23 protein-coding genes are annotated in these 24,325 nt (G+C 67.5%); 8 read left to right on the forward strand and 15 right to left on the reverse strand.

Going from position 1 to position 24,325, the window contains the following annotated elements:
• Window positions 1-13: 13 nt before the first annotated feature.
• Window positions 14-1,207 (forward strand): benzoate/H(+) symporter BenE family transporter, encoded by a 1,194-nt coding sequence (locus ACO05L_RS14940; RefSeq protein ID WP_421729957.1) that lies wholly within the window; start codon window positions 14-16, stop codon window positions 1,205-1,207.
• On the opposite strand, the gene ACO05L_RS14945 is transcribed toward ACO05L_RS14940, so the two are convergent.
• The 5 genes from ACO05L_RS14945 to ACO05L_RS14965 form a co-directional block, all read right to left on the reverse strand.
• Window positions 1,204-1,482, reverse strand: coding sequence for an HPr family phosphocarrier protein (locus ACO05L_RS14945; RefSeq protein ID WP_421729958.1), 279 nt, complete (start codon window positions 1,480-1,482; stop codon window positions 1,204-1,206). The genes ACO05L_RS14940 and ACO05L_RS14945 overlap by 4 nt on opposite strands.
• Window positions 1,479-1,883, reverse strand: coding sequence for a PTS sugar transporter subunit IIA (locus tag ACO05L_RS14950; protein WP_421729959.1), 405 nt, complete (start codon window positions 1,881-1,883; stop codon window positions 1,479-1,481). Before ACO05L_RS14950 ends, ACO05L_RS14945 begins: the two co-directional genes overlap by 4 nt.
• 115 nt (window positions 1,884-1,998) lie before the next feature.
• Window positions 1,999-2,430 carry an HPr kinase/phosphorylase gene (locus ACO05L_RS14955; RefSeq protein WP_421729960.1) on the reverse strand — a complete coding sequence of 144 codons (432 nt, stop codon included), beginning with the start codon at window positions 2,428-2,430 and terminating at the stop codon, window positions 1,999-2,001.
• On the reverse strand, window positions 2,427-4,088 hold the full coding sequence (locus ACO05L_RS14960; protein WP_421729961.1) for an ATP-binding protein: 1,662 nt from the start codon (window positions 4,086-4,088) through the stop codon (window positions 2,427-2,429). Before ACO05L_RS14960 ends, ACO05L_RS14955 begins: the two co-directional genes overlap by 4 nt.
• On the reverse strand, window positions 4,057-4,761 hold the full coding sequence (locus ACO05L_RS14965; RefSeq protein ID WP_421729962.1) for a response regulator transcription factor: 705 nt from the start codon (window positions 4,759-4,761) through the stop codon (window positions 4,057-4,059). Before ACO05L_RS14965 ends, ACO05L_RS14960 begins: the two co-directional genes overlap by 32 nt.
• 278 nt (window positions 4,762-5,039) lie before the next feature.
• On the opposite strand from ACO05L_RS14965, the gene ACO05L_RS14970 reads away from it, so the two are divergent.
• Window positions 5,040-6,689 carry a hypothetical protein gene (locus ACO05L_RS14970; protein WP_421729963.1) on the forward strand — a complete coding sequence of 550 codons (1,650 nt, stop codon included), beginning with the start codon at window positions 5,040-5,042 and terminating at the stop codon, window positions 6,687-6,689.
• Window positions 6,690-6,809: 120 nt separating this feature from the next.
• Here the strand turns inward: ACO05L_RS14970 and ACO05L_RS14975 are convergent, their stop codons facing one another.
• The 3 genes from ACO05L_RS14975 to ACO05L_RS14985 all read right to left on the reverse strand — a co-directional run bounded on the left by ACO05L_RS14975 (window position 6,810) and on the right by ACO05L_RS14985 (window position 9,786).
• Window positions 6,810-7,133 (reverse strand): zf-TFIIB domain-containing protein, encoded by a 324-nt coding sequence (locus ACO05L_RS14975; RefSeq protein ID WP_421729964.1) that lies wholly within the window; start codon window positions 7,131-7,133, stop codon window positions 6,810-6,812.
• Window positions 7,134-7,409: 276 nt separating this feature from the next.
• On the reverse strand, window positions 7,410-8,612 hold the full coding sequence (locus tag ACO05L_RS14980) for an NAD(P)/FAD-dependent oxidoreductase (protein ID WP_421729965.1): 1,203 nt from the start codon (window positions 8,610-8,612) through the stop codon (window positions 7,410-7,412).
• 337 nt (window positions 8,613-8,949) lie between these two features.
• Window positions 8,950-9,786 (reverse strand): LD-carboxypeptidase, encoded by an 837-nt coding sequence (locus ACO05L_RS14985; protein ID WP_421729966.1) that lies wholly within the window; start codon window positions 9,784-9,786, stop codon window positions 8,950-8,952.
• A 452-nt stretch (window positions 9,787-10,238) separates the two neighbouring features.
• Between ACO05L_RS14985 and ACO05L_RS14990 the strand changes: the two genes are divergently transcribed.
• The 6 genes from ACO05L_RS14990 to ACO05L_RS15015 all read left to right on the forward strand — a co-directional run bounded on the left by ACO05L_RS14990 (window position 10,239) and on the right by ACO05L_RS15015 (window position 16,237).
• Window positions 10,239-11,648, forward strand: a complete 1,410-nt coding sequence (locus tag ACO05L_RS14990) for a UDP-N-acetylmuramate--L-alanine ligase (RefSeq protein ID WP_421729967.1) — start codon at window positions 10,239-10,241, stop codon at window positions 11,646-11,648.
• 93 nt (window positions 11,649-11,741) lie between these two features.
• Window positions 11,742-12,425, forward strand: coding sequence for a PepSY-associated TM helix domain-containing protein (locus tag ACO05L_RS14995; RefSeq protein WP_421729968.1), 684 nt, complete (start codon window positions 11,742-11,744; stop codon window positions 12,423-12,425).
• Window positions 12,426-12,439: 14 nt separating this feature from the next.
• On the forward strand, window positions 12,440-12,952 hold the full coding sequence (locus ACO05L_RS15000) for a DUF2271 domain-containing protein (protein ID WP_421729969.1): 513 nt from the start codon (window positions 12,440-12,442) through the stop codon (window positions 12,950-12,952).
• A gap of 20 nt (window positions 12,953-12,972) precedes the next feature.
• Window positions 12,973-13,773, forward strand: a complete 801-nt coding sequence (locus tag ACO05L_RS15005) for a DUF4198 domain-containing protein (protein ID WP_421729970.1) — start codon at window positions 12,973-12,975, stop codon at window positions 13,771-13,773.
• A 98-nt stretch (window positions 13,774-13,871) separates the two neighbouring features.
• Complete coding sequence (locus ACO05L_RS15010; RefSeq protein WP_421729971.1) at window positions 13,872-14,870, forward strand: FAD:protein FMN transferase; 999 nt, start codon at window positions 13,872-13,874, stop codon at window positions 14,868-14,870.
• Complete coding sequence (locus ACO05L_RS15015) at window positions 14,867-16,237, forward strand: sulfite reductase subunit alpha (protein WP_421729972.1); 1,371 nt, start codon at window positions 14,867-14,869, stop codon at window positions 16,235-16,237. The genes ACO05L_RS15010 and ACO05L_RS15015 overlap by 4 nt, the downstream gene beginning before the upstream one ends.
• Before the next feature lie 14 nt (window positions 16,238-16,251).
• On the opposite strand, the gene ACO05L_RS15020 is transcribed toward ACO05L_RS15015, so the two are convergent.
• The 7 genes from ACO05L_RS15020 to ACO05L_RS15050 all read right to left on the reverse strand — a co-directional run bounded on the left by ACO05L_RS15020 (window position 16,252) and on the right by ACO05L_RS15050 (window position 24,324).
• Window positions 16,252-16,935, reverse strand: coding sequence for a Fe2+-dependent dioxygenase (locus ACO05L_RS15020; protein WP_421729973.1), 684 nt, complete (start codon window positions 16,933-16,935; stop codon window positions 16,252-16,254).
• Window positions 16,936-17,037: 102 nt separating this feature from the next.
• Window positions 17,038-19,335: a TonB-dependent receptor gene (locus tag ACO05L_RS15025; protein ID WP_421729974.1), complete on the reverse strand. Its 2,298-nt coding sequence runs from the start codon at window positions 19,333-19,335 to the stop codon at window positions 17,038-17,040.
• A 243-nt stretch (window positions 19,336-19,578) separates the two neighbouring features.
• Window positions 19,579-20,313: a peptidase gene (locus tag ACO05L_RS15030; protein ID WP_421729975.1), complete on the reverse strand. Its 735-nt coding sequence runs from the start codon at window positions 20,311-20,313 to the stop codon at window positions 19,579-19,581.
• Between the two features lie 106 nt (window positions 20,314-20,419).
• The gene (locus tag ACO05L_RS15035; RefSeq protein ID WP_421729976.1) at window positions 20,420-21,280 is read right to left on the reverse strand and encodes a transglutaminase family protein; all 861 of its coding nucleotides are present in this window, start codon (window positions 21,278-21,280) and stop codon (window positions 20,420-20,422) included.
• A 3-nt stretch (window positions 21,281-21,283) separates the two neighbouring features.
• Entirely contained in the window at window positions 21,284-22,222 is a 939-nt protein-coding gene (locus ACO05L_RS15040; protein ID WP_421729977.1) for an alpha-E domain-containing protein, read from the reverse strand.
• Window positions 22,222-23,625, reverse strand: a complete 1,404-nt coding sequence (locus tag ACO05L_RS15045; RefSeq protein ID WP_421729978.1) for a circularly permuted type 2 ATP-grasp protein — start codon at window positions 23,623-23,625, stop codon at window positions 22,222-22,224. Before ACO05L_RS15045 ends, ACO05L_RS15040 begins: the two co-directional genes overlap by 1 nt.
• A 162-nt stretch (window positions 23,626-23,787) precedes the next feature.
• Window positions 23,788-24,324 (reverse strand): group I truncated hemoglobin, encoded by a 537-nt coding sequence (locus tag ACO05L_RS15050; protein ID WP_421729979.1) that lies wholly within the window; start codon window positions 24,322-24,324, stop codon window positions 23,788-23,790.
• Window position 24,325: the final 1 nt, after the last annotated feature.

Genomic DNA, 24,325 nt, shown 5'->3' on the forward strand with positions numbered 1-24,325 from the left:
TCGGCGACCCATCGTGAGTTCATCGACCAGACTGTTCATCCCCTCGGCCTTTTCCTCGGCCGCGGTCGCCATCGTCATCGGCTTTGGCGGCGTCGTCGCCCTGATCGTCCAGGCCGGTCAGGCCATGGGCGGATCGCCGGCCCAGATCACCTCCATGGTGACGGCCCTGTGCATCGGCATCGGCGTGCCCGGCGTCCTGCTGAGTTGGCGGCTGAAGATACCCGTCGTCTTCGCCTGGTCCACGCCGGGCGCGGCGCTGCTGGCAGCCTCGACCCTGGGCCTGGGCTGGACCAATGCGGTCGGGGCCTTTGTGGTGGCGGGCGCCCTGATGACCCTGACCGGCCTGCTGCCCGTGCTAGGACGGCTGGCGCAGCGGATCCCGGCCTCGGTCGCCTCGGCCATGCTGGCGGGGGTGCTGCTGCCCTTCGTGCTGAAACTGTTCAGCGTCATGCCGTCGGCCCTGGTGCTGGGGCTGATGCTGCTGGCCGTCTTCATCGTCATGCGCCGGCTGTGGGCCACCTGGGCCATTCCCGTCGTGCTGCTGGTCGCCATCGGCGTCATGGCCCTGCAGGGCGACCTGGGCCTGCCCCAGGGGACCGGCCTGTTCGGACGGCTGGAACCGGTCATGCCCGCCTTCGACTGGAAGATCGCGGTCAGCCTGGGCTTTCCGCTGTTTCTGGTGACCCTGGCCTCGCAGAACCTGCCGGGTCTGGTGGTGCTGAGGGCCGCCGGTTACCAGCCGCCGGCCAACCGGCTGATCCTGACCACGGGGATCAGCACCCTGCTCATGGCGCCCTTTGGGGCCCACGGGATCAACCTGGCGGCCATCACGGCGGCGATCTGCACCGGACCGGAAGCCCATCCCGACCCGGACAAGCGCTGGATCGTCGGCGTCATCTACAGCGCCCTGTATCTGTTGGTCGGCCTGTTCGCCGCGCCGACGGCCGGGATCTTCATCGCCATGCCGCCCGCCGCCCTGGCCATGATCACCGGCCTGGCCCTGGTGGCGACGCTGAGCAACTCGATGACCACCATGCTGGCCGTGCCTGACGAGCGCGAGGCGGCGGTCCTGGCCTTTGCGGCCACGGGCTCGGGCCTGGCCCTGTTCGGGATCGGCTCGGCCTTCTGGGGTCTGGTGGTCGGGTTCGCGGCCCTGGCGGCCCTGCGCTGGATCAGGCCCCGGGGAGCCAAGGCGACAAAGGCCTAGGCGTCTTCGTCGAACTTGCGCGCGACCAGATCGGACAGGGCCTCGATGGCCTCGGCCGCATCCGGCCCCTCGGCCGAGATGTCGATGGACGAGCCGTTCCCGGCGCCCAGCATCAACAGGCCCATGATCGAGCGGGCGTCCACGGTCGTGCCGTCGCGGATGACCTGGACCTCGGATTCGAAGCTGGAGGCCAGTTTCACGAACTTGGCCGAGGCGCGGGCGTGCAGGCCGCGGGTGTTGCAGATGCCGACCGTGGCCGTGACCGCCTGGCTCATTTTTCCCCCGCCAGCACCCAGGAGGCGACCGAGATATATTTGCGCCCGGCGTCCTGAGCGTGGGCCACGCAGGATTCCAGCGTCTCGCGGCCCCGCACGCTGGCCAGCTTGATCAGCATGGGCAGGTTCAGCCCGGCGATGACCTCGGCGTGAGTCTGTTCCATCACCGAGATGGCCAGGTTGGACGGGGTGCCGCCGAACATATCGGTCAGCAGGATGACGCCCGAGCCGTCATCGACGGCGGCGGCGGCGTCGACGATGTCGCGACGGCGTCGCTCCATGTCGTCCTCCGGCCCAATACAGATGGCCGCGACGCCTCTTTGAGGCCCCACGACATGCTCCATCGCCGACAGGAATTCGGAGGCCAGACCTCCGTGGGTGACGATCACCAGCCCAATCATGAAGGCTTCACCACTCAACGCCCCCTCGGCCACCATCCACCGGATAAAGACCCCGGCTTGGACCGCAAGCCGGCCTAGATAGAGGAAACCGACGCGGGTTTAAAGCACCGCGACATCAAGGCGCGCCCAGACCCGAATCCAGCCGGGCCAACACGGTCTCCACCGCCGACGCAGACCGGATGTCCAGGCGCATGCTGGGCAGGACCACGCCTGCGATCGTCACGGTGCGAAACTCAGGCATACGCTCGACGGGCTCATGTCCGCATTCAACCAGCAGGACCATGCGCGCCAGTCCGATGCAGGGTGCGGGCACGATGCCTATGCCCCTCGCCTCTATCCGCCCGGCGATGGCCGGCGGCGCGGCGGCGTACAGGGCGTCTGCCGAGCGCCAGACCAGGCTGTAGTCGTCGGCCACCAGCCGCCAGCCCCGGCCGATCAGCCGCAGCGCCATATCGCTCTTGCCCGCCCCGGAAGGCCCCGTCAGCAGGACGCCGCGCCAGCCGTCCGGGGTGCGCCGGGCCACGCTGGTCGCGTGGATCGGGCTCACGTCCGGCGTCCGCTCACCGCCCCGGAGGCTGCGGGCAGGAAGACCGAGAACTGCGCGCCCAGTATCTGGCCGTCCGCGCCCATGCGGTTGTGCGCCTCGACCCGCCCGCCGTGCGCCTCGACGATCTGTTTCACGATCGACAGGCCCAGGCCCGAGTTGGCGCCGAAGGCGGTGCCCTTGGGCCGCGAGGTGTAGAAGCGCTCGAATACGGTCTCCAGGTTGTCGGGAGGGATGCCCGGCCCGTCGTCCTCGACCGTGATCCGCAGGATGCGCGTCGGATCGGCCTCGTCGCGCGCCAGGGACACCCTGACTTCGCCGCCTGCCGGGCTGAAGGAGCGGGCGTTGTCGATCAGGTTGCGGAAGACCTGGCCCAGCGGCCCGTCGCGCCCCATGACCCGAGCCGCTGCGCCCGAAGCCGCCGCCGTGATCGGCGCCAAGGCCACCGTGGCCTCGCCGGGGCGAACCGAATGCTCATAGACCCCGACGATATCGCGCAGCAGCCCGTCCAGCTCGATGGCGCGCGGCCGGTCGCGCGACAGTTCCGCATCCAGTCGCGAGGCGTTGGAAATGTCGGTGATCAGCCGGTCCAGCCGACGCACGTCATTCTGCAACAGGGTCGTCAACCGGTCCCGCTGCGCCTTGTCCTTGACCAGGTCGAGCGTCTCCAGCGCCGAACGGATCGAGGTCAGGGGGTTCTTGATCTCGTGACTGACGTCGGCGGCGAAGCGCTCGATGGCGTCCATTCGGTCCGACAGGGTCTCGGTCATGGATTCCAGCGACCGCGCCAGATCGCCGATCTCGTCCTTGCGGCCCTCCAGATCGGGCAGGGAGATGGCGCGCGCCCGACCCTGTTTGACCTCGTCCGCCGCCGCCGACAGACGCAGCACTGGCCGGGCCACGAACAGGTGCAGCAACAGGGACGCCAGCAGGTTCACCGCCAGGGCCACCAGGGCGAAGGGGGTCAGGGCGCGCCGTTGGGCGCCCAGGATCTCGTCGACGTCGCCGGCCTCCAGCGTCAGCACGCCCAGCACCTGCTGCACATGGCGCACGGGGATGGACACCGAGACCACGCGGTCGCCATCCTCCGAGCGGCGCACATTGGCCTGGGGTTCGCCGTCCAGGGCCAGTTCGACCTCGGACAACAGGGCTTCGCTGGCCCGTTCGGCGGCAGCCGAGCGTTTCTGATCCGCTTCGCGCGTATCGGGCAGGGGCGTCCCCGCCGGGCGGGCGGCCGGCAGGGGCGCGCCGGGAATCTTTTCCGACACAGCATAGCTGTCGCTGACCAGCAGGCCGTCGATGTCGTAGAGCCGGGCTCGCTGGCCGCTGGGGATGAAGTTGTCGACCAGCCACTGGTTGGCGGCGAAGGGGTCCAGCATCGGCTCGGGCTCGCCGCGCGTGATGCCCAACTGGCCCAGGACGTTGGCCAGAAGTTCAGCCTGGACGGTCAGGGATTCCTGACGCGCCTCGACCAGGCCGCGCCGCCATTCGTTCAGCGCCAGGGCCCCGCCCAGCAGGATCAGCAGGCTGATCAGGTTGAGGACGAAAATCAGCCCGCCAAGACGCGAACCCCCGAAGCGTCTTACGCGTCGGGGGGTCGTCTCGTCCTCGGTTCCGCCGCCGGCGGGATCAGGCTTCGCGGTATCGGTAACCGACGCCATACAGGGTCTCGATCGCGTCGAACTCGGGATCGACCACCCGGAACTTCTTGCGCATCCGCTTGACGTGGCTGTCGATGGTGCGGTCGTCGACATAGACCTGATCGTCGTAGGCGGCGTCCATCAGGTTGTCGCGGCTCTTCACGAAGCCGGGACGCTGGGCCAGGGCCTGCAACAGCAGGAACTCGGTCACCGTCAGCTTGACCGGCTTGCCGTTCCAGGTGCTCTCGTGGCGGGCCGGGTCCATGACCAGGGGACCGCGCTTGATCGCCTTGCCCGAAATCTCGGCCGAAGGCTCCGGCTCTCCGCCGTCGGCGCCGGTCCGGCGCAGCAGGGCCTTGACCCGCTCGATCAGCAGACGCTGGCTGAAGGGCTTGTGGATATAGTCGTCGGCGCCGAGGTTGAAGCCGAGGATTTCGTCGATCTCCTCGTCCTTGGACGTCAGCATGATGACCGGGATCTGCGAGGTCTGACGCAGGCGGCGCAGCACCTCCATACCGTCCATGCGGGGCATCTTGACGTCCAGAATGGCCAGGTCGGGCGGCGTCGCCTCCAGGGCCTCAAGCCCCGCTGCGCCGTCGTGATAGGCCGTAATCTTGTGCCCGTGGCTTTCCAGCGCCAGCGAAACAGAGGCGACGATGTTCTCGTCGTCGTCGACCAGGGTGATGTTGGCCAAAGAGGCGCTCCTAAAAGACGTTCTGCGCAAACCGCGTCGCGCTCGAAACCCTGAACGCGCCGCAAGCGTCACCGTTCAATCGTCCTGTGGTGACATTAGGGCCACAGCCCGCCGTAGCCAAGGACTGAGAACCCCAGATCGGCTCGCCAAAAATATCAAGGGAAACAAAACCGGACGCAACCTCGCCTTAAACCCTCGTAGGCCAGGTTGGTCGCATGGCCGGACCAGTTCATTACGAAGTTTACATACGCAAAACGGCGCCATCGCCGTGGTCTCTGATGATGGCGAGCGAAGATCGCAAGCACGCGATCGAGACGGCCGAAGAGCTTTTGAAGGATCAACGGGCCGTCGCCGTGCGGGTGACCAAGGAAACCCTCGATCCCGACACGATGGAGTTCAACTCCGTCACCGTCCTGACACGAGGCGCGCCGGAGCCGCCGAAGAAGCGGCTGGTCGATCCAGACAACGCCGCCCCCAACTGCGCCCAACCCCAGGACCTCTATGCCCCGCACGCCCGCGAACTGCTGGGTCGGGTGCTGGAAGACTGGCTGATGCGCAATAGCGCGACCGCCTTCGAGCTGCTTCACCGGCCCGACCTGGTCGAGAAGCTGGAGGCCTCTGGCGTCGAGGTGCAGCACGCCATCCAGAAGATTTCCATCCCCGAAAGCCAGTCCACCGGCCAAGCGACGCATGAGCTGATCCGCCATTACCAAGCCCTGGCGGACAAGGCGATGGAACGCGTCATCGGCGCAGGTCGCCGCGACCTGTTCCCCGACGTCGCCAAACGGCCGCTGGCCGAGATCGCCGCGAAACTGGCCGGAGCGCCCGACCGGGCGTTCGTCATCGGCGGCGTCCTGTGTCGCGCCCTGGTCGGGGTGAAGGGCGCGCGGGCGCGTCTGGGCAAGCTGATGGAGCTGGCCGCTGCGGCGCCGGAAAGCGGGCCGCCGCGCCAGCTGGTCATGGTCGCGCTGGAACAGCTGCTGTGCGAACTGCTAGGCGCGCGCACCAGTCTGGCCGACATCCTGGGGCCGTCGCTCGATCAGGGCGGCAGCCTGGCGGCCGTGGTCCGTATGGTCGCCCCGCGCGAGATCGACGCCCTGATGCGCAACGACGTGCGCATGGCCATCCTGATGCCTGCGGTCGAAGGCCCGGCCGCCAAGCTGGGCGAGCGTCTGGCCGCGGGGGACTTCCCCATTCTGGCCGCCTCTCTGGCGCGGATGGTGCTGCGCGAGCTGATGGGCCCGCGCCGGCTGCGCCCGACCGAAGCGGTCGGCGAGATCGACATCCTGCGCGTCCTGGCCATGTCCCTGACCGCCACGGCGGGGCGGTTGCTGACCCTGGACGAGGTGCAGAACGCCTTTATCGAGCGTTCCAAGAGCCTGGTCACCGCCGATTTCGTGGCGTCGTATGTGACAGGCTGCGACACGGTCCTGTGCGAGGCCGAGATGCTGGCCAGGCTGTGCGAGAACGTCACGGGGGCCGCCAACAAGCGGGCCGCAGCGCGCTGGCTCAGCGCCTGCGTCACGTCTCTGCGGTTTGAAAGCGAGATGCGGACATCGCCCGTCCGCGCCAGCCAGAAGCTGGTGGTTCTCTCCGCGCTTCAGAGATCGGTGCGCAGCTGCGCCCTGGCCGAACATGACGAGACCCAGATCGTCGGCGCCATCGGCGTCGTCGGCGGGGTGGTGGAGGCCGAGGCCAAGCTGACCGCGCAACTGGCCCGCGCGCCCGCGCCCCTGGTGCAGAAACTGTCCGCCCTGCTGCGCCTCGCCGCAGGAGAAGGCGCGCCGACCGGCCCGGCGGCCGACCGCGCCAAGGCCGAGGCTATCCGCCTCTTCCGCGCGCCCGATGCCCGCGCCACCCTGTCCGCCCAACCCGAGGGTCTGGTCGAGTTGAAGGGTCTGATGCAGGCGGTCGGACTGGCGGCCTGACCGTCCTGTCAGCTTAAGGCGCGTCCGCGCGGCTTGAGGGCTTCACTTTGGCCTAACGCGCGTCCGCGCTGCTTGAGGCCTCGACCTTGGCCTACCGCGCGTCCGCGCTGCTTGAGTCCGTCAGTCGAAGATGTCGAAGATGCTGTCGCGCTTCTTTTTCTTGTAGCGATAGTCTTCGTCGCGCCGGTAGCGGTCGTCGCGATAGGCCGGTTGCTGGCCCCAAGGCTGTTGCGGCGGCTGCTGCGGCGGGGTGGTGTAGGCGGGTTGCGGCGCGGCCTGCGGAACTGAGGCGCGACCCTCCGCGGTGGCGGACTCCATCAGCTTTTCAAGCTCGCCCCGGTCCAGCCAGACGCCTCGGCAGGTGGGGCACATATCGAACTGAACACCGCCGCGTTCCAGCGTCTGCATGGCGGCGTCGTCGTTCGGGCACATCAACAGGGGCATCGGCCCATCCTCTGATTATCTGAATGGATATCGGGCCGCCCGGCAGAAGTCCGTCGCAAGGACAGGCCACGACCGGGCGCACCCGATGCGGTCCGACATCACGCTGCGACTGGCCGGGACAATCATCGGGGGGAAGCCGTCCTGGCCGGGTCGTCGCGCCAGAGGGGCCCGTCCCGCCCTACGAACCTAAGCGCGCTTGTCCCAGGGACAACGAGGCGACATGACGCACCCTTGAGAGATCGGGATTGAGCCCCACCAGACCCTCAGCACCGATGCCTAACAGGACTGACCGGCCGCCCATCCCGACGACCAGGCCCACTGGAAATTATAGCCGCCCAGCCAGCCGGTCACATCCACCACCTCGCCGATCAGATAGAGGCCCGGGACCGATTTCGCCTGCATCGTCTGCTGGTCCAGCCCGTCCGTATCGACGCCGCCCAGAGTGACCTCGGCGGTGCGATAGCCCTCGGATCCGACCGGCTTGACCGTCCAGGCGCCGATGTCGGCGGCCAGGGTCCTCAGCTTGGCGTCGGCCAGTTCGGCCAGCTTCATGCCCATGCCGTGGCGCGCGACCACCGCCTCGGCCAGCCGGCGCGGCACGATATGGCCGAGCGCCGTGTGGGTGGCCTGTTTGCCATTGGCGATCTTGGCCTCACGCAGCCGCTCGAACACCGGAACGCCGGGCGCCATGTCCAGGGTGATGGCCTCGCCCTCGCGCCAGTAGGAGCTGATCTGCAGGATGGCCGGGCCGGACAGGCCGCGATGGGTGAACAGCATGGCCTCGGCGAACGGGGGCGCATCGCGGCCTTGCGCCTTGGCCACCACGTCCAGGGCCACGCCCGACAGGGATGAAAGCTGTTCCAGCAACCCGGCCTCGAAGGTCAGGGGCACCAGGGCCGGACGGGTCTCGGTGATGGCCAGGCCGAAGCGCCGCGCCGTGTCATAGCCCCAGCCGGTCGCCCCCATCTTGGGGATGGACTTGCCGCCGGTGGCGATGACCACCGAGGCCGCGCGAACCATCGTTCCGTCGGACAGCACCGCCTCGAACCCCTCGCCGACCCGCTCGACCGACGTCACGCCGGTACCCAGCCGCAGGGTCACGCCCGCCGCCCTCATGTCATCCGTCAGCATACGGATGATCTGCTTGGCGCTGTCGTCGCAGAACAGCTGGCCGAGGGTCTTTTCGTGGTAGGCGATGCCCGCCTGATCGACCCGCTTGATGAAGTCGTGCTGGCTGTATCGTTTCAGGGCCGAGGCGGCGAAGCGCGGATTGCGGCCAAGGAAGTTGGCCGGGCTGGTCCCCGTATTGGTGAAGTTGCAGCGCCCGCCGCCCGAGATGCGGATCTTTTCGCCCGGCGCGCGGGCGTGATCGACCACCAGAACACGGCGTCCTCGCCGCCCGGCCTCGATAGCGCACATCATGCCCGCGGCGCCGGCGCCGACGATCAGGCAGTCGAATATCTGGGTGGAGGTCGCCATCGCGCCCCTGTGCCCGAAAACGGCGGCCAGCGAAACGTCACGGGCCGGTGCGTCTTCGGGTCGCCCAGCGAAGGGCCCGCCTCCCGATCATGAAGGCGGGCCCCGTCGCTGGTGATGAAGCTCCGGCTCCAGCACGCTGCGGCGGCACCCCCCGGTACCCCCGTCGCCGCCGCGGCCGAGCCGTAGGGCTCCATCCCCCGCATCTGGCCTCACGGCCAAGCTGGAGTCGACCCCCTGTTAAGAAGTTGTTAACCCGCCGTGGCCGCTGTGCATCATTCTCCCGCCACAAGACGGCGGCCCTGGTTAATCCTCACCCGCCAGGCGAAAGGCCTCTGGCTCAACCTCGCGGGCCGAAGGGGACCACCTTGTTGTCGGTGTCGTGGCCGATGTCGGCGACGCCCAGATAGGGGATGCCGGAGCGGGCGCACCAGTAGCGGCAGATCTCGTCGGCGGTCAGGCCGAAGTCCGGGTCGTTCTCGACGACAGCCGACACCCGCCCCATGCGAATGCCCGCCACCCGGCGGATCGAGGCCTGCCCCGTCAGGTGGAACATCATCCGGTCGATGCGGTAGAGCGGCTCGGAGACGTCCTCCAGCATCAGGACATGGCCGCTCAGGTCGGGCTCCAGCACCGTGCCGACCAGGGCGTCTATGATCGACAGGTTGAAGGCGACCGCCGGGCGCGGATCGGTCGCCAGCGACGGCTCCCACGAGGTCGCGTCGCCCGTCCTCAGCCAGTTGATGGCGCGAAACGCCGCCGCGTCACGACGCACCGAATCCGAGGCCATCGGCCCGTGGGCGACATGAGGAAATCCGGCCTTGTAGAGCAGGGCCAGGATGCTGCCCGCGTCGGAATAGCCCAGATACCGCTTCTTCTTCGCCACCTCGGTCAGGCGCGGCAGGATGGCTTCGGCGACGCGGCAGGAGCCGTATCCGCCCCGTGCGAACCAGACGGCGTCCAACCGGGGATCGTTGGCGAACTCGACAAAGGCGTTGGCGCGCGACGCGTCGTCGCCCGAGAAGTGGCCGTGCTTGGCGAAGCTGGCCGGATGGAAGACCACCGAGACCGAGCCGTCAGGATAATGCGCCGCCACCCACGCGTTGACGGCGTCGGCGCGCTCTCTGGCGAAGCGCGAACTGACGGCGACGATTCCGATCTTGAAGGTGGCGGTCATACAGGCTGGCTCGAGTGGCTTTCGCGCGGCGCTTATAGTGTTTGATGATCCATTCTTCCCACACCAGTCTGACGACAACGTTCGGGACGACGACCCAAGACGTCAGGCGCCAATCTATTCGCGAGTTGAGAAAAGACAGCCATCCCCATGACCAAAGCAAGATGACCACTAACGCGCAGACAGAACCAATCATTATGACATGGTAGATTCGGCGCATGTACTCGGGCGGCTCGGCAGCCTTCGCGAACACCAGCTCCTCGGGCGTGAAGCGCCTGCCGAACATGGCGTCCAGCATCCGATCCTTCAGGCTTTCACGGGGCGAAGGCATCATGAGCAGAACCATAGTAGATCGCCCCAACCTAGGTGGCGGCGGGCGACCTGCAAAGGCTTCTTCGCCGCAATCGCCGCCAGCACGTCTTTCCCTGCCGGGCCCGCCTCGCTACTCAGGCTGAATGAGCGCCAACAAAGACTACTTCTTCTGCGGCATCGGCGGGTCCGGCATGCTGCCGCTCGCCATGATCGTGCAGGCGCAAGGGGCGCGGATCGAGGGCTCCGACCGGGCGCTGGATCAGGGGCGCACCCCGGCCAAATTCGACTGGCTGCGGGCGCATGGCGTGACCCTGCACCCCCAGGACGGGTCGGGCGTGACGCGGCCGGAACAGATCGTCGTCGCCACCGGCGCGGTCGAGGATACGGTGCCCGACATCGGCGCGGCCAGGCGGGCGGGGGCGACCATCGTCACCCGGCCCCAACTGCTGAGCCAGCTGTTCAATGCGGCGCCCACATCCATCGGCGTGGCGGGCACCAGCGGCAAGTCCACAATCACCGGCATGGTCGCCTGGATTCTGGATCAGGCGGGTCGCAAACCGACTGTCATGAACGGAGCGGTGATGAAGAATTTCGCCGACGCCGACCACCCCTTCGCCAGCGCCCTGATCGGAGAACGCGACCTGTTCGTCGCCGAGGTGGACGAGAGCGACGGCTCCATCGCCCGCTATGATCCGACGGTGGCGGTGGTGTCCAACATCTCGCTGGACCACAAGTCGATGGAGGAGCTGCGCGACCTGTTCGGCGGCTTCACCGGCCGGGCGCAGAAGGCGGTGCTCAACCTCGACAACCTCGAGACGGCCGCCCTGGCCCAATCCATGGTCGATGACGGACGCGCCGAGGCCGTGCTCACCTTCGCCCTGGGCAATGACGAGGCCGACCTGGCGGCGCATGACCTTCAACCCCTGCCGACCGGCATGACCTTCGACCTGGCAGAGCGGTCGAGCGGCGCCCGCGTCGCCGTCAGGCTGAACGTCCCCGGCGCCCACAATGTCGCCAACGCCCTGGCCGCCCTGGGCGCCGTTCGGGCCCTGGGCGTGTCCCTGTCCGAGGCGGTCGCGGCGCTGGAGACCTTTGCCGGCATCAAGCGACGGATGGAGGTGGTGGGTACGAAGAATGGCGTCACCGTCATCGACGACTTCGCCCACAACCCCGACAAGATCGCCGCCACCCTGAAGACCCTGCACGCCTTTGACGGGCGGTTGCTGATCCTGTTCCAGCCGCACGGCTTTGGCCCGCTGAAGCTGATGAAGGCCGAGTTCATCGACGGCTTCGCCGGCCTGATGCGTCCCGACGATATCCTGCTGATGCCCGAGCCGGTCTATTTCGGCGGCACAACGGATCGCAGCGTTGGGTCGCAGGACATCGCCGCCGGGGTCCGTGGCGCGGGCCGACAGGCGCAGGCCCTGGCCGACCGTCCGGCCTGCGGCGAGCGGCTGGTCGAACTGGCGCGCCCCGGCGACCGGATCATCGTCATGGGCGCCCGCGACGACACCCTCTCGGAGTTCGCGCAGGATCTGCTGACGCGGCTCTGACGACACCGCTACTGACGGGCGAGATGTCGCATTGGCGGGTAGTCACCGAAGCTTCTATTGCAAGTCGTTCGCAATCCATGGCAAAGGCGATCCGTGACTGACGCCCCCGCCTCGCAGCCTGCCAAGGCCCCGCAACAGACGACGCCCGCGCGCAAGTCGCCGGGCATCAACGCGGCGCGTGGCTTCTGGCTGAAACAACTGCATCACTGGCACTGGATCTCGGCCGCCGTCAGCCTGGTCGGTCTGATCCTGTTTGCGGTCACCGGCATCACCCTGAACCACGCCGCGCAGATCCCCGCGACGCCGGTCACCGCCGAGCAGACCGCAACCCTGCCCGCCCCCCTGCTGGAGCGGCTGGGCGCCTTCCCCGACGAAACCACCGACCCCGCGCCCGAGGCCGTCGCCCGCTGGGCCGCCGACGCCTTCAAGGTCTCCATCGCTGGCAAGCCGACCGAAACCACCGCCGACGAAATCTATATCGCCCTGCCCTCGCCCGGCGGCGACGGATGGCTGACCATCGACCGTTCAAACGGCGAGGCCCTGCACGAGACCACCACGCGCGGCTGGGTCGCCTACCTCAACGACCTGCACAAGGGTCGCAACGCCGGAAAGGCCTGGTTCTGGTTCATCGACATCTTCGCCGTCGCCTGCCTGGTCTTCGCCCTGACCGGCCTGACCCTTCTGTGGCTGCACGCGCGCAGCCGTCCCCTGACCTGGCCGTTGGTCGGTCTGGGTCTGCTGATCCCCGTCGTCATCGCCCTGATCTTCATTCACTGATCGAGTTGTCCGCCATGCGTAGCCGCACTCTTGCCCTGACCGCCGCCGCGATCTCGACCGTCGCTGTCCCCGCCATGGCCGCCGACCTCACCGTCACGGTCGAACTGCCCAGCATCCCGGTCGCCTCCTATCACCGCCCCTATGTCGCGGTCTGGATCGAGACAACGGACCAGACGGCGGTCCGCACCCTGGCCATCTGGTATCAGCAGACCCGCAACAACGAGGGCGACGGCAAGGACTGGCTGAAGGACCTGCGCACCTGGTGGCGCAAGGGCGGCCGCGCCATGACCATGCCCGCCGACGGCGTCTCGGGCGCCACGCGCGCGCCTGGCCGCCAGACCATCACCATCCCCGCTGCCCGCCTGGCCGGACTGCAGCCGGGCCAGTACAATATCGTCGTCGAGGCGGCCCGCGAACTGGGCGGCCGCGAGGCGGTCCGCGTGCCCTTCCGCTGGGGCGCCGCCAACACGGGTCGCGTCACGGGCGCGACCGAACTGGGCGCCGTCTCCGTCGCCGTCTCGCGCTGATTTTTCGTAAGGATCATCCCATGAAGAAGACCCTCGCCCTCGTCGCCCTGGCCGCCGCCCTGGCCGCCCCCCTGTCGGCCCAGGCCCACCGCCAGTGGCTGATGCCCGCCTTCACCAGCCTGTCGGGGGATGACGGTTGGGTGTCGTTCGACGGCGGCTCGTCCAACGGCGTCTTCGTGCCCGATCATAACGGGATGCGCCTGGCCGGCCTGACCATCACCGCCCCCGACGGCACGGCGGCCACGGCCGAGAACGCGCTGGAGGCCCGCTATCGTTCGACCTTCGACCTGCACCTGACCCAGGCCGGCACCTACCGGATCGCCAATGTCAGCAGCGGCATGATGGCCAGCTACACCCTGGACGGCGAACAGAAGCGCTGGCGCGGCGCCGCCGCCGACTTCCCCGCCGCCCTGCCCGCCGGCGCGACCGATGTTCGCCCCTCCATGAACAGCGGCCGGACCGAGACCTTCGTCACCCTGGGCGCGCCCAACACCACCGCCCTGGCCCCCACGGGCAAGGGTCTGGAACTGGTCCCGGTCACCCACCCGACCGATCTGGTCGTGGACGAACCCGCCACCTTCAAGCTGGTGAACGACGGCCAGCCTGCCGCCAACCTGACGGTCACCATCGCGCGCGGCGGCGTCCGCTATCGCAACGCCACCGACGACATGACCGTGACCACCGACGCCGATGGCACCTTTACCGTCACATGGCCGGAAGCCGGGATGTACTGGATCGGCGCCAATGTCAGGACCGAGGCGGCGGGCGATCAACTCGCCTCATCCTCGGCCTATAACGGCAGCGTGGAAGTCCTGCCCTGAGCCAGCGAGGCTCACGAGGCGCGCCGCCGCCCTTCCTCATCGGCGGCGACGCCGAGGCCGGTGAGGACCGGGCGGATCACCGCGTCCTGATTCCCGTCATGCACCAGGCCCCGCCACTGCCTGCAGGCGACGCCCTGTGGTCGCTGGACGGCCAGACCATGGGAACCACCTGGTCGGTGCGGATGGTGGCTCCGCCGCACGCGGATCAGGCCGTCTTCGAGGCCGCCGTTCAGCAGGAGTTGGACGCCGTCGTCGCGGTCTTCAGTCCGTGGGAGCCAGGCAGCGAGATCAGCCGCTTCAACGCCGCGCCCGCAGGCGTCTGGGCCCTGTCCTCGCCGCTGTGGTCGCTGCTGGATGCGGCCATGGACATCGCCGACGACACCAATGGGGCGGTCGATCCGACGCTCGGCGCCCTGGTCGACCTGTGGGGCTTTGGCCCGCCAGGCCCGCGCCCGATCGGCACGATCCCCAACGATGACGAGATCGCAGCCGCCCTGACCGTCTCGGGCTGGCAGAAGCTCCGTCTCAATCGCGAGGCGCGCGCCGCCATGCAGGTCGGCGGCATGAGGCTGGACTTCTCAGGCATCGCCAAGGGCCACGCCGTGGACCGTGTCTCCGAACGCCTGACCGCCATGGGCGCGACCTCTCACCTGGTCGAGATCGGCGGCGAACTGCGCGGCGAGGGGGTCAAGCCCGACGCCCAACCCTGGTGGGTCGAGATCGAACAGCCGCCCTTCATGGACGCCATCGGCGGCAAGGCGCCCCCAACCGTCGTCGCTCTCTACGGACTGGCCGTGGCCACCTCGGGCGACTATCGCCGCTATTACGTGGCCGAAGGTCGGCTGCGGTCGCACACGCTGGACGGCGCAACCGGAGCCCCTGTCGACAACGGCCTGGCCTCGGTGACCGTACTGCACGCCTCGGCCATGAAGGCCGACGCCTACGCCACCGCCCTGACCGTGCTGGGGCCCGACGAAGGCCCCGAGTTCGCCGAGGCCATGGGACTGGCCGCCCACTTCATCATGAAGACCGATCAGGGTCCGGTCGAGCGGATGACCCCCGCCTGGACCGCCATGATGGACGAAGACGAAGCGTGACCGCCGATCCGACGCGGCTGATCTGGGCGGCCGCCGCCGTCGCCCTGTGGCTCGTCTTCACGGCGGGAGTCTATCTGTCCGCCTATCTGTCCCGACGCCGCGAGCGGGCGCAGGCCAGGGCCCAGGCTGAGGCTGCGGGCGAGGATGCTGTTCTGGTCGCCTTCGCCAGCCAGACCGGGTTCGGCGAGGAACTGGCCCTTATGACCGCCCAGGCTCTGAACGCCGGGGGCGTGGGCGCCCGCGTCGTCTCCTTCGCCGACCTCGACATTGATCTGCTTAAACAGGCCCGCCGCGCCCTCTTCGTGGTCGCCACGACGGGCGAGGGCGACGCCCCCGACAGCGCCACCCGCGCGCTGCGCCAGGTCCTGGGGACGGAAGGCGATCTGCCGCGCCTTTCCTATGGGATGCTGGCTCTCGGCGACCGCGAGTACCGGGACTTCTGCGGCTTTGGCCACGCGGTCGACGGCTGGCTGAGGCGCAGCGGCGCGACCGCCCTGTTCGATCTGGTCGAGGTGGACGACGCCGACCCGGCCGCCATCCGCCACTGGCAGAATCAGTTGAACCAGATCACCGGGTCGACCGCCGCGCCCGACTGGACGCCGCCCGCCTATGACGCCTGGCGACTGGTCGAGCGGCGGCTGCTCAACCCCGGCAGTCCTGGGGGCGAGGCCTATCACCTCGCCTTCGAACCGATGGACCATGCTGCGGACTGGCAGGCCGGCGACATCGTCGAGATCGGCGTCCCGGCGCGCGACGGGGCGCAGGCCCCTGCTGCGCGCGAATACTCCATCGCCTCCCTGCCCGCGGACGGACGGCTTGAGCTTCTGGTCAGGCTCATGACCCGCCCCGATGGCACGCCGGGCCTGGCCTCGGGCTGGCTGACCGGAACCGCCGTCGTCGGCGACGCGGTTTCGATGCGGGTGCGCACCAACCGCAGCTTCCACGGCCCCGATCCGGCTACGCCGATGATCCTGATCGGCAATGGCACGGGCCTGGCCGGGCTGCGCGCCCATCTGCAGGCCAGACAGGGCGCCAATGCAGGAACATGGCTGCTGTTCGGAGAGCGGACCGCGGCCCATGACGCCTTCCATGACGCCGAGCTTCAGGCCGCCCTGGTCGACGGCTCCCTGACCCGGCTCGACCGCTGCTTCTCGCGCGACGCCGGCGACGGCCGCTACGTCCAGCAACTGATCACCGAACAGGGGGCCGAGGTCGCCGCCTGGATCGAACGCGGCGCCGTCGTCTATGTCTGCGGCAGTCTTGAAGGCATGGCGTCTGGCGTTCAGGCCGCGCTGGAGAGCGTGCTGGGCGCCGAGTGGGTGGTCGATCTGGTCGAGACCGGCCGCTATCGCCGCGACGTCTATTAGAGACCCCGGTCCGGTCAGACCTCGGCCCAGCGCCGCAGCAGGTTATGATACAGCGCGGTCAGTTCGATCACCGCCGGGTCGCTCGGCCCCTTGTCCAGGTTCACCCTCTGGGTCGCGACATCCAGCTTGAACAGGCTTTCGCGGTCGGCGTCGTCGCGCACCAGGCTCTGCAGCCAGAAGAAGCTGGCCACCCGCGCGCCGCGCGTCACCGGCATCACCCGGTGCAGGCTCTTGGATGGATAGAGGACCAAGTCGCCGGCCGGCAGCTTGACCGATTGCGAGCCGTACATCTCCTCGATGATCAGTTCGCCGCCGTCGTAATCCTCGGGTTCCGACAGGAACAGGGTCACCGACAGGTCGCTGCGGATGCGCAGGCCGTCGCGGCCCTGGCGGCGGATGGCGTTGTCGACATGGACCCCGAACGCCTGTCCGCCCTCATAGCGGTTGAACAACGGCGGATAGATCGTGTGCGGCAGGGCCGCCGAGACGAAGACCGGATTGGCCTCCAGCGCCTGGGTCACCAGCCGCCCGACCTCCAGGGACGGGGCGCAGCCTTCGGGCAGTTGCATGTTGCGCTTGGCGGTCGCCGACTGATGGCCGGAGGTGACGTTGCCGTCGGTCCATGGCCCCGCGTCCAGGGTCCGGCGCAGGGCCGTGACCTCGGCCTTGGTGAAGACTTCAGGGACGTGCAGCAGCATGGCTCTTCCTCATCGTCCGACAACGCATCGACCCCGCCGCTCTGAAGAGCGACGGGGCCTTTGCATGATGGCGCGAAACGCGGCTGCCCAGTAGAGGGCGCCTTAGTAGCGGACGTTCAGCGTCAGGATGGCCGAGCGGCCGGGCGCGACATCGGCGTGGTGAACGCCGTTGGTTCGCATGATGTAGTCCTCGTCCCCGGCGTTCTGGACGTTCAGTTGCAGCGCCGCGCGGTCGTTGATCTCATACGAGGCGAACAGATCGACGCGCGTATATTCTGGCGCATAGACGCGGTTGGCGCCGCCGCCCGCACCGCCCTGGTTGCCGCCGAACGACTTGGACACATAATAGACGCCGCCGCCGAGGCTGAGCCTGGGCATGACGCGGTAGGTGGTGAACAGGCTGGCGGTGTGCTCGGGCGTATTGGCCAGGGCCTCGCCGAGGTTGACGCTGTTGAAGGCGCCGCTGACCAGCTCGGAATCCATCCAGGTATAGCCGCCGAAGACCTGCCACTTGTCCGTGACATTGCCCGAGACGCCCAGTTCCAGACCCTGAACCTCAGTCTCGCCGGCCTGCTCGTAGACACCGTCGGATATCTGGATCTGCGCGTCCTTGCGGACCAGGTGGAACAGAGCGCCGCTGACGGCAAGGCGATCGTTGAACAGGTTGGCCTTGGCGCCGATCTCGAAGCTTTGGGTCTCTTCCGGGTCCAGCAGTTCGGTGGCCAGGTTGCCCGTACCCAGGCCGTTGCCGCTGTTCTGGTCGCCGGCCGAAATGGTCGGCGGCGTCGAGGAGGTGGCGTAGGAGGCGTAGATGCTGCTGCTGGCCGTGGGCTTGTAGACCAGCCCGACCTGATAGTTGACGAAGTCCCAGTCGCCGCTGCGCGGGACCAGGGTCGCGACTGCAGGCGTGCCGACGTTGACCCAGTCGGCGCCCTGGACCGAATAATCGTCCCAGCGCAGGCCCAGATTCAGGATCCACTTTTCACCGAAGGCGATCGAATCGAAGGCATAGACGCCGATCGTGTCGGTCCGGTTGTGGCTGACGTTTCCGCGCGTGATCGTGCCTGTCCAGGGATCATTCGGATTCGGATCATAGACCGGGGTGCAGTCGAAGCCGACCAGCGGCGCCGGGCAGGCCGTGCCTGACAGAGTGGCCACGCTGTAGCTGGCGTTGCGGTTCTTCTCACGCGACAGCTCGAGCCCGATATCGAAACTATGCTTGATCGAGCCCGTCAGGAAGGATCCGTGCAGGTCGGTGACATTGGCCAGGGTGTCGGTCGGATTCCAGCGTGATTTGGTTCCGCGCTTCATCCACCAGACGCCGTCGACAAGCGCCGCGCCGGGGACCGGCGTGGAGGTGACGCTGCCGCCATCCCCGGGATTGGTGACGACATAGTCGTTCAGCGACTGCGAGTATCGCGTGACGTTCCGCAGCGTCAGGGTGTCGCTAAGCCGATGTTCGAAATCCAGGGTCAGGCTGTCGACCGTGTTGTCCAGATAGTCGCGCGCTTTCAGGCCGTAGAAGCTGTCGTAGGGCACATCCAGGACGCCGCTGTCGGTCGTGCGGACGCCGATCTTCGTGAACAGGGGAATGCCGTAGTCGGGAAGTTGCTCGCTATCGAGGTGATAGTAGCTGGCGGTGACGGTGGTCCGCGTGCCGATACCAGCGGCCACCGAGGCGGCGACGCCCCATTTGTCGAAGTTGACGGCGTCGCGCCCGGCGACGTCCCCCTGAGAGGCCATCAGGTTCAGGCGCATCGCGGCGGTCGGGCTGACCTGCCAGTTGGCGTCCACCGTGCCGCGGGCGTAGTCGTCGGTTCCGCCGCCGAGCGAGCCATGGACAAAGGTCTCAAGGCGGGGAGCCTTGCTGCCGAGGTTGATGCTGCCCCCGCCCGATCCACGGCCCGAATAGACCGAGTCCGGCCCCTTGATGACTTCGACCTGCTCCAGGTTGAAGACCTCGCGCTGCTGGCCGCCGGTGTCGCGGATGCCGTCGACGAAGATGTTGTTGCCCGAAGCCTGGCCGCGGATGAAGGGCCGGTCGGCCAATGGCTGCCCCCCCTCGCCCGCGCCGAAGGTGATGCCCGGCGAGGTTCGCAGAATGTCCTGCAGCGATGTGGCTGCGGTCTGTTCGATGATCCGCTGGGGAATGACGGTCACGGCGCGCGGCGTATCGACCAGGGCGGCGACAAACTGCGGGGAAGCCGGTTCGCGGTTGATGCGATGGCCGTTCACATCGACGTCTCCGACAGTCACCGGATCCGGATCGGCCTCGTCGGTCGCGCTCGTGATGTCGCCGGAAAGGGTCGCGGCGAATGCGGGCGCCCCGCCCAGCATGCCCGCTGCAGTGGACGCGAACAGAAGGGCCCGCAGGACGGCTGCGGAACGGGTGTCGGACATGGGGAGATGATCCAGATAGTTGGTAGTGCGAAGCGCTCGCAATACCACTGACTCGCCCAAGTTCAACCTTAATTGCGAATGCTTCGCGTTATGTTGTGACGATTGTCATCTTGATGGTGCGCGAATCCCCGCTCCGGAGAAGAGGCCTGAAGAATTACAGGCCTCGTTATCGAGGAGACCAATCAGCTGTGGGATCTGAGAAGCGAGGCCATCGTCAGCCTCACTCCCGCGCCAGACGGCTTTCTAGCTGGCGACCGCTATGTTCGGTCGCGCGTCCGCCTCAGGCTCCAGCCAGGGCGGCGGCGGCATGGCGCGGTGCGCATTGGCCAAGGCTTCGGACCAGCGACGACCCAAGTCCTTGAAATAGGGATCGTCCGCCTCGATCCGGCGCTGTTCGCCATGCAGGCTGTCGCGCGCAATGACGATCATGTCGAACGGCGGACCCACCGCGATATTGGAGCGGATGGTGGAATCGAATGAGATCAGCCCCAGCTTGACCGCCTCGCCCATCGGCGTGTCGGGACGCAAGGCCCGGTCCAGGATGGGCTTGCCGTACTTCAGCTCGCCGATCTGCAGATAGGGGGTGTCCGAACTGCACTCGATGAAATTGCCCTGAGCGTAGATCAGGTAAAGGCTCATCTTGCCGCCCTTGATCTGACCGCCCAACAGCATGGAGGCGCTGACCTTCAGGCTGTCGGCCTCCAGAGACGGCGCGATCTCTTTCCTCACCTGCTGCATCGCATGGCCGACCAGTTGGGCCGCGCGGAACATGGAGGGGACGTTGGCCAGGGTCTCGATGTCGTCGTGGCCAGGCATCTTGATGCCCTCTGCGACCATGGCCAGGGCCGTCTGGGTCACAGACAGGTTGCCGGCGGTGGCGATGGAGATGACCCGGTCGCCCGCGATCTCGGTGACGTGCAGCTTCTTGTAGGACGAGATATTGTCCACGCCTGCATTCGTGCGGGTATCGGCGATCATGGCGAGACCGTCCTCCACCATCATTCCAACGCAGTAAGTCATGACGCCAGTCGGGCCTCGCTCGCAAAGCAACGGCTCAGCCTAACAGATTCGAACGGCGCGCCCATCACGATGGGGCCGAACCCTGGTCCTGGCTCTGCTGCTGCTGTTGTTGTTGCTGACCCTGTTGCATCTGGCGCACACGCACATTGACGCTCAGCGTCTCCTTGCCGCCGCCGTAGCTGGTCCCCCGGATCGGCGAGGCGCCCAGGGCGTCAAGGCCCGAGGCGACCCGCACATAGTGTTCGGTCGGGCAGATGCCGTTGGCCGGATCGAACCCGACCCAGCCCAGGCCCTGGACCCAGCCCTCGGCCCAGGCGTGGGCCGCGTCCTGGTCGATCGCGCCATCCGTGCGATGCAGATGGCCCGAGATGTAGCGGGCCGGAATGCCGAGACGCCGGGCGCAGGCGATGAAGACCTGGGCGTGATCCTGACAGACGCCCTGTTTCTGGGCGAAGGCGTCGGCGGCGGTGTGGTCGGCCGTGGTCGAGCCGACCATGAAGGCGACCTCGTCGTGGATCATCGCGTTCAGTCGGTGCAGTCGTGACAGGTCGTCGCCCGAACCCACCGTATCGGCAAAGGCGCGCAGGGCCGGATCGGCATGGGTCAGGTCGCTGTCACGCAGATAGACGATAGGCGGCAGCCGCTCAGGCAGCCCCTTCAGCACGCCTCCGGTGTCGCTGGTCGCAACCTCTCCCGTCACCCGGACGGTCAGGCTGTCGGTCGGCCGCTCGGTATAGAGGGTATGGACGATGTTGCCGAAGGCGTCCTCCGAGCGCCTCAGCCGCGTGTCCACATCGGTTTCTATCCGCCAGTCGCGAACCTGCTGCGCCTCGGTCGAGCGCGGCGTCAGGCGCAGGGCCTGGACGATGAAACGCGCGGCGCGGGAATAGGAATAGCGGCTTTCGTAGTCGATCAGGATACGCATGGATCAGACCAGGTACTGGTCGTGGATGGCGCCCGCCAGCGCATTGTTCTCGGACAGGAAGCCCAGGATGTATTCGTGCAGGCCAGACTGGAAGATGTCCTCGATCTTTGCCTCGTTGAACTGGGCAAGACGGGCCGAGGCCAGTCGCTGCGCCGGACCGCGACGTCCATAGTCGGTGGCCAGACGCTCGAGATAGCTGACGATCATGCCCTGGCAGGACGCCAGGGACCGCGGCATCTGGCGGTTCAGCACCATCAGGTCGGCGACCAGCCAGGGCCGCACGCTTTCGCGATAGACCCAGCGATAGGCGGTCAGGGCCGAGACCTCGCGCAGCAGGGTGGTCCACTGGAAATAGTCGAGCTGTCCGCCCACCCTTTCGTCTGCGGGCAGCAGCAGATGGTATTTCACGTCCAGCAGCCGGGCGGTGTTGTCGGCCCGCTCGATCGCCATGCCCAGCCGCAGGAACCAGTAGGCGTCGTTCCTCAACATGGTCCGCGACGAGGCGCCCTCGACGTTCAGCGAGGTGTTCTTGACCCATTCCAGAAAGCGCACGAAGTCGTCGCGCTTGGTCGGCTCGCCCAGTTCGTTCAACCCGTTCCAGGCGCCGTTGATCGCTTCCCACAGCTCGATGGTCAGAGCCGTGCGCACCGAGCGCGCATTGGTCCGGGCGGCGGTGATACAGGCGCGGATCGACGAGGTGTTGTCCGGGGCGAACGCCAGATATTCCCGCACCGACTTCTCGTTCGGGGTCCGGCCCGAGGCGGCGAAGGCCCGCGACACCCCGGCCGAGGCGATGGCGCTGGCCCAGGCGGTCGCCGCGGCGCCGTCCTTGGCCGGAAGCGCGGCCAGACGCACTGCGGCTTCAAGAATGCGCGCGAGAAAGTCCGCCCGCTCCATGTAGCGGCCAGTCCAGTAGAGGCTGTCGGCGGTCCGGCTAAGCATTAGTCATCCAGCACCCAGGTGTCCTTGGTCCCGCCGCCCTGGCTGGAGTTCACCACCAGCGAGCCCTGTTTCAGCGCCACCCGCGTCAGTCCGCCCGGCGCGACGCGGACGCCTGCGGGGCTGGACAGCACGAAAGGCCGCAGATCGACGTGGCGCGGCGACAGGGTCCCGCCGTCCAGCGTCGGCGCCGTCGACAGGGCCAGGGTCGGTTGGGCGATGAAGTCGTCGGGGTCGGCGATCAGCTTGGCGCGGAAAGCCTCGATCTCGGCCTTGGTCGAGGCCGGTCCGACCAGCATCCCGTAACCGCCTGATCCGCCGACCTCCTTGACGACCAGCTCGGGCAGCTTGTCGAGCACCTCTTTCAGGGCGTCCGGCTCGCGACAGCGCCAGGTCGGGACATTGCCCAGGATCGGATCCCCGCCCGAGAAGAAGCGGATGATCTCGGGCATATAGGTATAGACCGCCTTGTCGTCGGCCACGCCTGTGCCGACTGCGTTCGACAGGGTGACGTTTCCTGCGACATAGGCCGCCATCAGGCCGGGAATGCCGACCGCAGAATCCGGGCGGAAGGTCAGGGGGTCCAGCCAGTCGTCGTCGACCCGGCGATAGATGACATCGACCCGCTTCAGCCCCTGGGTCGTGCGCATATAGACGATGTCGTCGTTGACCAGCAGATCGCCGCCCTCGACCAGTTCGACCCCCAGCTTGTCGGCCAGGAACGAGTGTTCGTAGTAGGCGGAATTATACGGGCCTGGCGTCAGGACGACGATGTTCGGATCGCCCCCCGCGTGGGCCGGCGCCGAGGCGACCAGGCTGGCCAGCAGCATATCCGTATAGGTCTCGACCGGCCGGATGCGGTGTTCGGCGAACAGGTCGGGGAACAACCGCATCATCATCTCGCGGTTCTCCAGCATGTAGGAGACGCCCGATGGCGTGCGGCAGTTGTCCTCCAGCACCACGAAGCCGTCCTCGCCCGTGCGGACCAGGTCGACGCCGCAGATATGGGTCCAGATGTCGCCAGGCGGACGGCGGCCCTGCATCTCGGGCCGATAGTGGGGATTGGTCAGGATCAGGTCGGCGGGGACGACGCCGGCGCGAATACATTCCTGAGGGCCGTAGATGTCCTTCAGAAAGGCGTTGATGGCCGAGACGCGCTGCTTCAGGCCCTTTTCGAGATCGGTCCATTCCTTGGCGCCGATGATGCGGGGCACGACGTCGAAGGGGATCAGCCGTTCGTTGGATTCCACGTCGCCATAGACGGCGAAGGTCACCCCCATGCGACGGAAGAACAGCTCCGCCTGACGAGATCGCGACTGCAACAGGTCTGGCGGCGCGGCGTCCAGCCACCGGGCCAGGGTCCGATAACATGCGCGGACCTCACCGGATCCGCCTGTGCCTGACATCTCGTCGAACGTGGCCCTGCTCCCCTTGCCTTGGCCAAACCTTCAGCGCCGACTTCGGCGCCCGAACTTTTGGCGCCCGAACTTTTGGCGTCTGGCATAAGGTTGAGCCGCACCAGAGGTTCCGCGCAACAGAAATGTTGCAGCGCAGCGTCGATTAGACGGTCAGCGTGTGACGACGTCGCCCTTCATGGGCGCAAGCTTGCCCAGGAAGCGATTCTGGGTCGCAAACGGCACACCCTCGGCAGCCATCGCGTGCTGCAGGTTCTCGACCAGAGCCCCCATGTCGGCGCTCTGCAATCCAAGGTCCGCGTGGGACGAAGCCATGGCCATGCCGGAATAGTCGCAGCCCCCGCCCAGCATGTAGCAGAACTGCTCTTTCAGCGTGCGACGCAGACGCACCAGGTCCGACGCCGCAAAGATGGGCGATATGCGCGGATCGGCGATGCTGCGCGCGACCATGTCGTCGACGATGCGGCTGACGCCCTCGGCGCCGTGGAAAGCCTCGAACATGGCCGCCCCCTCGAAGGGCGTAGCCCCGGCATGGGCGTTCGATCGCTCATAGGGTTCGACAGCCTCCTCGTCGGGATGTTCGCTCGACATGACGATGGGCGGCGGCGCGAAATCATCCTCGGCCTCCTGCGCCAGGGCGGGGGCGGAAACGCCGACCAGACAGGCGGCCAGAAGCAGCGAACGGATCATC

Origin of the sequence: Brevundimonas sp. (assembly GCF_965227765.1) — a bacterium.
Classification (GTDB): domain Bacteria; phylum Pseudomonadota; class Alphaproteobacteria; order Caulobacterales; family Caulobacteraceae; genus Brevundimonas.